Source organism: Bradyrhizobium sp., assembly GCF_016462955.1.
In the GTDB taxonomy this organism is placed as follows: Bacteria; Pseudomonadota; Alphaproteobacteria; order Rhizobiales; family Xanthobacteraceae; genus Bradyrhizobium.
Map to the genome: position 1 here is coordinate 1,064 of NZ_JAEMSD010000078.1, position 985 is coordinate 2,048.

At 64.9% G+C, this 985-nt stretch carries 2 protein-coding genes; one reads left to right on the forward strand and one right to left on the reverse strand.

Annotated features, from left to right (window positions below; translation table 11 throughout):
• The coding region (locus JHD07_RS11190) for a LysR family transcriptional regulator (RefSeq protein ID WP_291621955.1) at nt 1-582 on the reverse strand (582 nt) is incomplete at its 3' end.
• Nucleotides 583-633: 51 nt separating this feature from the next.
• Between JHD07_RS11190 and JHD07_RS11195 the strand changes: the two genes are divergently transcribed.
• Nucleotides 634-985 (forward strand): SDR family NAD(P)-dependent oxidoreductase (locus JHD07_RS11195; protein WP_291621992.1); only part of this gene is annotated, 352 nt, incomplete at its 3' end.

Genomic DNA, 985 nt, shown 5'->3' on the forward strand with positions numbered 1-985 from the left:
GTAGCGGATGCAGGGCAGGCCTTTCAGGTCGCGCGGCGTGGTCGGTGCCTTGTGCGACTTGAATAACGCGGGCGAGCCGACCACGGCGAAACGATGCCGCGGGCCGATCGGCACCGCGATCATGTCGGCCGCAATCGTCTCCCCGAAGCGCACGCCGGCGTCGAAGCCGGCCGCGACCATGTCGATCAGGGCGTCGTTGAGGACGATCTCGACGCTGACGTCTGGGAATGATTTCAGGAAGCGTGTCACGATCGGCAACAGCACCAGTTGCGCCGAGAGGCGCGCGGCGGTGAAGCGCAGCGTGCCCGCCGGCTTGCCGCGGAAATTATTGAGGTCCTCGAGCGCGTCGTCGATATCGCGAAAGGCAGGGGTGATGCGGGCAAACAATCGCTCGCCAGCCTCGGTCAGCGCGACACTACGGGTGGTGCGATTGACGAGGCGAAGGCCGAGCCGTTCCTCGATAGTGCGCAACGCATGGGAGAGCGCCGATGGCGTGACGCCGAGTTCGGTCGCCGCCGCGCGAAAACTGCGATGGCGGGCAATGGCGAGGAAGATCGCGAGGTCTGACGGGTCGATGCGCATTGATGAATTTTTCTCAACAGCTTGAGAAGAATGTAGCGGATTATCTCAGCTATGGCGAGCCGCTACACCTTGCCCATCGGCTTCGGCACATCGCCGGGCTCAAATGGAAAGGGCAAGATCATGCGTGTCTGGTTCATCACAGGGGCATCCCGCGGATTTGGTGCGTTGATAGCCGAGGCCGCCTTGAAGGCCGGCGACGCGGTGGTCGCCACCGCGCGCGATCCGTCCACCGTTACCGAGCGGCTCGGCTCTCACGAGCGGTTGCTGGCGACCCGGCTCGACGTCACCAGCGAGGCGGAGGCGCATGAGGCCGCGGGCCAGGCCGTGAAGGGCTTCGGCCGCATCGACATCCTCGTCAACAATGCCGGCTATGGCCTGCTGGGCGCGATCGAAGAAGCCAGCG